At 67.7% G+C, this 436-nt stretch carries 1 protein-coding gene; it reads right to left on the bottom strand.

The window, feature by feature from the left end; translation table 11 throughout:
• Positions 1–293, bottom strand: a 293-nt coding sequence (locus tag C5S61_RS03145; RefSeq protein WP_205701351.1) for an aspartate/glutamate racemase family protein, incomplete at its 3' end; no start/stop codon positions are given.
• Between the last annotated feature and the right edge of the window lie 143 nt (positions 294–436).

Below are 436 nucleotides of genomic sequence, written 5' to 3'. Positions count from 1 at the left end.
GAGGTCATCCGCCCGGCGACGGGCACGTCGTAGCGCTCGCGCGCGTCGTGTAGGACGGCTGCGGACGCCGAGTTGCACGCGATGACGAGGGCCTTGACGCCCTGCTCGACGAGCGAATCCAGGCATTGGATGGCGTACTGCCGCACCTCGGCGATGGGCCGCGGGCCGTAGGGCGCGCGGGCGGTGTCGCCGAGGTAGATGATCTTCTCGTGCGGCAGCTGGTCGAGCACGGCGCGCGCCACGGTCAAACCGCCGTAGCCGGAGTCGAAGATGCCGATCGGTGCGTCAGTCACGCTTTTCAGGGTAAGTCGTGACGTGTGGTGCTACTCACCGGTTGCGACCTGACGAGGTGTGAGGCTGCCCATATCGCATCGCTTCTGCCGCCCGGAATGGGCGCCGTCAGGCGTCGTCCTCGTCAGCGACGTAGGTGTTGGCG

The organism is Herpetosiphon llansteffanensis, from assembly GCF_003205875.1.
GTDB lineage: Bacteria > Chloroflexota > Chloroflexia > Chloroflexales > Herpetosiphonaceae > Herpetosiphon > Herpetosiphon llansteffanensis.
The sequence above is the reverse complement of the archived record's forward strand: the minus strand, read 5'-3'. Positions and strand labels throughout refer to the sequence as shown.